The organism is Negativicoccus succinicivorans (genome assembly GCF_018373335.1).
Taxonomy (GTDB): domain Bacteria; phylum Bacillota; class Negativicutes; order Veillonellales; family Negativicoccaceae; genus Negativicoccus; species Negativicoccus succinicivorans_A.
In genome coordinates this window covers 21,369-27,368 of record NZ_JAHAHH010000005.1, presented here as the reverse complement: position 1 = coordinate 27,368, position 6,000 = coordinate 21,369, and the positions used below count along the sequence as shown (strand labels likewise).

6 protein-coding genes are annotated in these 6,000 nt (G+C 46.9%); 1 reads left to right on the top strand and 5 read right to left on the bottom strand.

What is annotated here, in order from left to right:
- From KH813_RS01135 to KH813_RS01120, 4 genes are all read right to left on the bottom strand, one after another.
- A partial coding sequence (locus KH813_RS01135) for a hypothetical protein (protein ID WP_303992177.1) occupies nucleotides 1-432 on the bottom strand: 432 nt, incomplete at its 3' end.
- A gap of 4 nt (nucleotides 433-436) precedes the next feature.
- Nucleotides 437-1,789 (bottom strand): Sau3AI family type II restriction endonuclease, encoded by a 1,353-nt coding sequence (locus tag KH813_RS01130; protein ID WP_303992175.1) that lies wholly within the window; start codon nucleotides 1,787-1,789, stop codon nucleotides 437-439.
- A gap of 92 nt (nucleotides 1,790-1,881) precedes the next feature.
- Entirely contained in the window at nucleotides 1,882-3,099 is a 1,218-nt protein-coding gene (dcm, locus tag KH813_RS01125; protein ID WP_303992172.1) for a DNA (cytosine-5-)-methyltransferase, read from the bottom strand.
- A 110-nt stretch (nucleotides 3,100-3,209) separates the two neighbouring features.
- Entirely contained in the window at nucleotides 3,210-3,422 is a 213-nt protein-coding gene (locus KH813_RS01120) for a helix-turn-helix transcriptional regulator (protein WP_303992169.1), read from the bottom strand.
- A 627-nt stretch (nucleotides 3,423-4,049) separates the two neighbouring features.
- Between KH813_RS01120 and KH813_RS01115 the strand changes: the two genes are divergently transcribed.
- The gene (locus tag KH813_RS01115) at nucleotides 4,050-5,225 is read left to right on the top strand and encodes a DUF4368 domain-containing protein (RefSeq protein WP_303992166.1); all 1,176 of its coding nucleotides are present in this window, start codon (nucleotides 4,050-4,052) and stop codon (nucleotides 5,223-5,225) included.
- A 94-nt stretch (nucleotides 5,226-5,319) separates the two neighbouring features.
- On the opposite strand, the gene KH813_RS01110 is transcribed toward KH813_RS01115, so the two are convergent.
- A complete protein-coding gene (locus KH813_RS01110; protein ID WP_075939218.1) occupies nucleotides 5,320-5,946 on the bottom strand; it encodes a TetR/AcrR family transcriptional regulator in 627 nt (208 codons plus the stop codon).
- Nucleotides 5,947-6,000 lie beyond the last annotated feature (54 nt).

Below are 6,000 nucleotides of genomic sequence, written 5' to 3'. Positions count from 1 at the left end.
TCTGCGACCACCTGGCTTGATAACTTGCTTATAGAGTCCTGTAAGCTCTGTTTCTCCGCCAAAGCGCCCGGGGGTCCCGACAAATGAATTTCTCAGCCTGACGATGTTGTACTCTTCGTCAAATATCGCAAAATCAAAACCTTCTTTTCCTCGCGAAATGAAGGCCCCATATTCAACACAGGTTTCTCCGTGAATGCCAGATATCACAGTCATCTCATTGCGCAATACTTTATTAAGCTCAGTTGCATCGTAACCTGTTCGGGTCGCTCCTCGTTCAGTTCGAACTTTTGGTGTCAATTGATAGGTTTTAGATAACCATGCAGAAAATTGCGGTTCAAGAGGATTATCTGCAGAGTCTTTAATCGCCGGGAGTAGGAGATCAGCATTATCGAAAAAATGATTTTTCGAGATTCGAATCTTTACATTATCCACAGAGTTACCTCCTTGAAATTTGTTCTGCAATATATGTGTTATTCAACCAGAAACACTGTTTAGTCATCATGCGGCCATCGGGCAATGGCAGTTTATCGGATGCATCAACGCCATGTGGTCTGACATGAGCAACAGGATTTTCGGTTTTCTTCGGGAGATTGTTACTGATGCCTCTAGCGGTCGGAATCAACTGAACCCCCTCACGGATGATATGCACAGTTCTTTCCCATACAAGACGAACCTGTTCTAAATCCTCATTCGGAATGTTCCAGAACATCACACGGTCAAATACATACTGATCATCTGCTCTTTGCTGGAAAATTACAAACATGAATTTGGTCGGTGCCAGATAGTTGTACAGGTCGGAGTCTTCCCAGTCATCCTCTCTACTTAATTCGATAAAATCAAATGTCGGGAAAGACATACTCTCACGAATCGAACCATCATATTGCACTCGGATGGTTTTAGGAATAATACCTGCTTTCTGAAACTCCTCGGTGTATGCGATTCGCCCGGAAACGTTCAGCATTCTAGCAAGCAGAATTTCATTCAAGCTCTTTGCGTTGCTTTCGACGCCGAAAAAGGTCTTTAGCTCCTGCCGAGTTCTGCCGTAGAACTCACTGACTTTTCTGATGATATAATCTTCAAAGGTGCAATGCTGCAGGAAACTCCAATGACGGATGATTCTTGGATTTTGTACATCTCCAAAGATGTACTTGTTCAGAATCTGAGTCATGTAAGACGATTTCAGAGAATATGCTCTCTGCTTTGCCATAACAGGCGAAAACGGTTGCGGCCTCACACTACCTGCATTTGCTCCCTTGGTGCAGGCAGCCAAATACAGTGTATCACCTTCGGAAATCTCATGTGCTTTGCCGGCACGGACCTTATTGATGATGGTCTCCCAGTCGTGTTCAATGATGATAAGGTCCTCCTCAGGGAAACTGAACAGGATTGCCTCATCAATATGGAAATCGCCTTTTGGCCTGTCAGCCAGATGCTCATAGGACATGAGGAGCATGGTATTACATTTGTGCCAGAATGCACTGGTATAGAAAGTCTTGTCATACTCCTCCATATAGTTGATGATGTTACAGACAAGTCTCTCCTTGGCACGAATGCCATTTCTGCCACGGATATACGGTGTGACCTTCAGTTCAACACCTACCTCTGGAAAATCTGGTTCAGATTCGGAATTGGGAGAATATCCGAACCAACTCTCTTCAATGACAGTACCGATAGCCCCCTTGCCTGTAGCCAAGCGACCAGTAGCATCGATGTCACGCAAAGGAATACCTTTGATTTTCTGAGCCTTCTTCAAAATTGCTTCTTTTGTTGTGTACTGAGTACCTTCCATCGATACCACTCCTCTCAATTATCGCCGTACTAGCACCAAAGGGCCCTGCGCTAAATGCGCAAAGCCCAATGGTATATTCTATGTGGAATGTGTTATCTTTCTTCTGCAATTATCCCATCAAGAACATTTCCCATTCTTGTTATCATCGGAACGACCAATGCATTGCCCATACAGAAGTACCTCATCCTGTCCGGCATTCCAGAGTTAGTCCACTCATCATCAAAACCTTGTAATCTCTCTGCCTCAACAGGAGTGAGGAGCCGAAGTCTACCAGTACCAGGATCGGATACCACATGAGTGGAACGGTTAAGGGTAGATTCGCTGGTCAGCATGGTACGACCAGGTCTATCCCAAGGGTCGGGGAATGCAATCGGACCTTCGGAGAAGGTATACTCATGACCGTCTGCTGACTTTCTCGGAATCTTCTTTGCACCTTTGAGGTATGTCCATTTCGGCATTTTCTCGGTGGTGATATAGAATCTCTCATCAACATTTTTTTGCAGGATTTGTCCGATAGTGATAGGCGTCTCTTCCTGCTCAATGACCTTTGCCGTATATACTACACCGTTGTGCATATAACCTGCATTTTCAAAAGCAAATTTGAAGGTATCGGAAACATCTACTATGTCACCGTCAAGGGTGATCTGTGTCATTTTGCCTATCTCAACAATAGGGAAAGCCTTGACCATGAAACCATCATTCTGCATGATATTCTCGGCGCTCACGCAAGCCATATTGCTACCATACACGGTATCATTGCGGTATGCGAAAATGAAAGTTCTGCGACGTCTTTGGGATGCACCGTATCGTGCGGCATTAACAACTCGCCACTCGGCACTATATCCCAGCTCTGCAAGGCAAGCAAGAATAACACCGAAGTCTCTTCCCCTCTGCTTTGCAGGAGATTTTAGCAACCGGTCCACGTTCTCCAACATACAGAACGGTGCTTTCTTTGCAATGAGGATGTCTCTGATTTGCCACCAGAGGACACCTTTTTTTCCTTCAATGCCCTTTGAAGATGCAAGGGTGTGGGCGACACTGTAGTCTTGGCAAGGGAAACCACCAACGAGCAGAGAATGGTCTGGAATCATATCCTTGTCCATCTCGCTGATGTCCTCGCCTGTGTGGAATTCTCCTCTCATGTCAGCACTATCGCCGAAGTGTTTCACATAGCAGTCGTGAGCCCACTGGGTCCTTGCTCCCGGTTCCCACTGAGAAAACCATGTAGTCTCCCATCCTGAGTTGAGCCGGTCAAATCCCAGACGGAATCCGCCGACACCTGCGAACAATTCACAAATTGTCTTTTGCATAAAGCCCTCCTTTGACCGTCATGCGGTCAACTCGCTTAATATTTATAGGCCGAGAGAATATCTCATGTTAGCACCGACAGCCGCCGGATCATTGGCCTATATTACAAGATTTATACCCGCTTCTCAGAAGTAAATTCCAAAATATCATCTACCCCGCAATCAAGTACCTTGCAGATTTTTTCTATGGACTCAAGAGAAACATAGGTGTCATTTTTTAGGCGTGTGGTTATGTTTGCACTATACCCCGCCATTCTTTGAAGCTGCACATTGGTGATACCTCTATCGATTAATATATGGAATAATTTCTTGTAACTGACCGCCACGAAAGCACCTCCAAGTCGTTTTTTTACAGTATATCACGAAAATGTGAATTTTTAAACATCATGCAGATGCTTTTTTCGGAAGTTTTGCCGGAGCGCAATCAAGGTGCTTCGGCTTATTTTTTTGCCCTTTTTTCAAAAACTGCTCGCAAATTTTGAAAAAAGGGCACTTCAAATCCTCGGTAGTGAGATGAGGAAGGAAAATTTCAAATTATTTCGGCCAAACGGGATTCTATTCCGCAGTGGTGTAGAGAAGGCAAAAATTTCTCAAAACCCTTCGTCAAAACGGCTTGTGCTGACCAAGTGCCAACTGGGGAGAGGAAAATTTCAAAATCCTTCGTAAATTGGCACCTCTCATCCGCAGGGGTGAGTGAGGAGAAAAATTTCCCCAGATTTTTTCTATGTATGTGGAGAGAAAAAGTTTCACAGATTGGGGGCCAAACGGCAATCTCGTGTCCGGTGGAAAGTGGGAGCAGGAATTTTTCGCAAGACCCTCAAGTTTTGACCGCTCCCGTGGCTAGTAAGCAGAGGGTTGATTTTTTCGGCTTGTACTGAGGAAAGAAAATTTCAAAACCATCCGCTCAATTAGCAGAAACGGCAGATGCGCTCGTCTGGCTGCTCGACACCTATATGCGCCGCCCCACTCCATCCACACCCGCTGTGGCAGCTCACGGCGAAAGCTACCTCAGTGATGAGGAGGTCATCAGCAAGGCAGCATCCTCCAAAAACGGAGAGAAGTTCAAGCGCCTTTGGAACGTGGACATCACCAGGTACAAGAGCCAGAGCGAAGCAGACGCTGCCTTGGTTTCCATCTTGGCATTCTGGTGCAGCGGTGACAAGGCACAGATGGACAGGCTTTTCCGGCAGTCCGGCTTGATGCGTGAAAAGTGGGACAGCCTCCGTGGGGCCGACACCTACGGCAATATCTCCATTGAAAAGGCGGTGCCCCGCATGACCGACTACTACAAACCTATCATCCCACGCTCCGCAGCCGAGGACTTCGGTGTGTGTCGGCTGAAGGAACTTGACCCTATGGACGCCTCCAAGTATCCGTGGAACGACATCGGCGCCGGACACATTTTCGCTGATTTCTTCCAAGAACGACTGCGCTATGTGCCGGAACGGAAGATGTGGTTTTACTACGAGGGCGGCGTCTGGAAACTGGACAAAGGCAATCTCCGAGCCATGAAATACTGCATGGAACTGGCTAATCTCATGTACACCTTCGCCCTTGAAATCAAGGACGAGGATAAACGCAAGTCCTACATGAAATACGCCAGCCGTTGGCAGCGCCACAACAATCGGGTCAATATTCTCAAGGATGCACAGGTTTACCATCCCATCTCCTTCTGCAGTTTCGATGCGGATATTTACATCTTCAACTGCAAAAACGGCACTCTGCATATCGACACCGGGGAGTTCACCGAACACCACAGCACCGACCTTCTCACAAAAATCAGTCCTGTGGTATATGACCCAACAGCCTACTCAGAGCGTTTTGCCAAGATGATCGCCAACTATGAAGCCGAGCAGCATACCCTTGAACAGCGGGTAACGGAGCTACGGGCATCCATTGCCACGGACAAGGGAAGCACCCTCAATGCAGACCACTTCCTCACATTGGTACGCAAGTACACAGAAATCCCGGAACTGACCGCAGAAATCATCCGTGAGTTCGTAGAACGGGTCTATGTGTACAAAGCTGAAAAGGTCGATGGCAAGCGTGTGCAGCGCATCAAAATGATCTACAACTGCATCGGTGCGTTCGCCTTGCCGGACACAGCCACAAACGAAAAAACGGCATAGTCGCTATAAAAACGACTATGCCGAATTTTTCAGAGATTAAAAATCCCCATGCCCACCCGCCTAAAGCGAGGTGTTTTTTTGATTGATTTGCGTTTTATTTGCCCGTCGGAATATCTTTGGTATTCTTCAGAGACGCGATCAGCACGCGAATGTAGTCATCCAAATGATCCGGATAAATGTAGTTGACGCCCGGCATATCCGATTGATTGGAATGGAGAATCAGCGGATATTCGAGAGACGCGAAAAGCTGGAGCGTTTTAATTTGCAAAAGCGCCTGATCGCGTATGCCGGTGTATTCGGAAATCGTCCGCAAAATGGGATCCCAGCAACGGTCATGCAATAAATTGGTGTAGATGAAATACGTATTCTGATGCTCTTCCGTCGGCGAATACGAAATCGAGCGGTACAACGCGGGGTGGATATTCGCTAAGCGCAAATAATTGCGCATAAACGAAAATAACCGATCTTCCGGAGCGACATCCCCTTTTTCCAAGTAGTGAACAATATTTTCGAAATTGTTCATCAAATAGTCGATGGCGGCTCCAATCAGCTCATCTTTCGAGCCGAAATAGTAGCGGATCGAAGCGATATTCACGCCGGCGCGCTCGGAAATGGCGCGGACAGTCGCCTGTTTGAATCCTTGTTCGCGGATGATGCGCGCGGTTTCCTGGATCATACGGTCGCGAACTCGTAAGCCTTTGCCTGTTAATTTGCGATTCATAATACGTCTCCTCACACGGCTGTCCGTAGAAAATAAGTCCGGACGTAACTCATG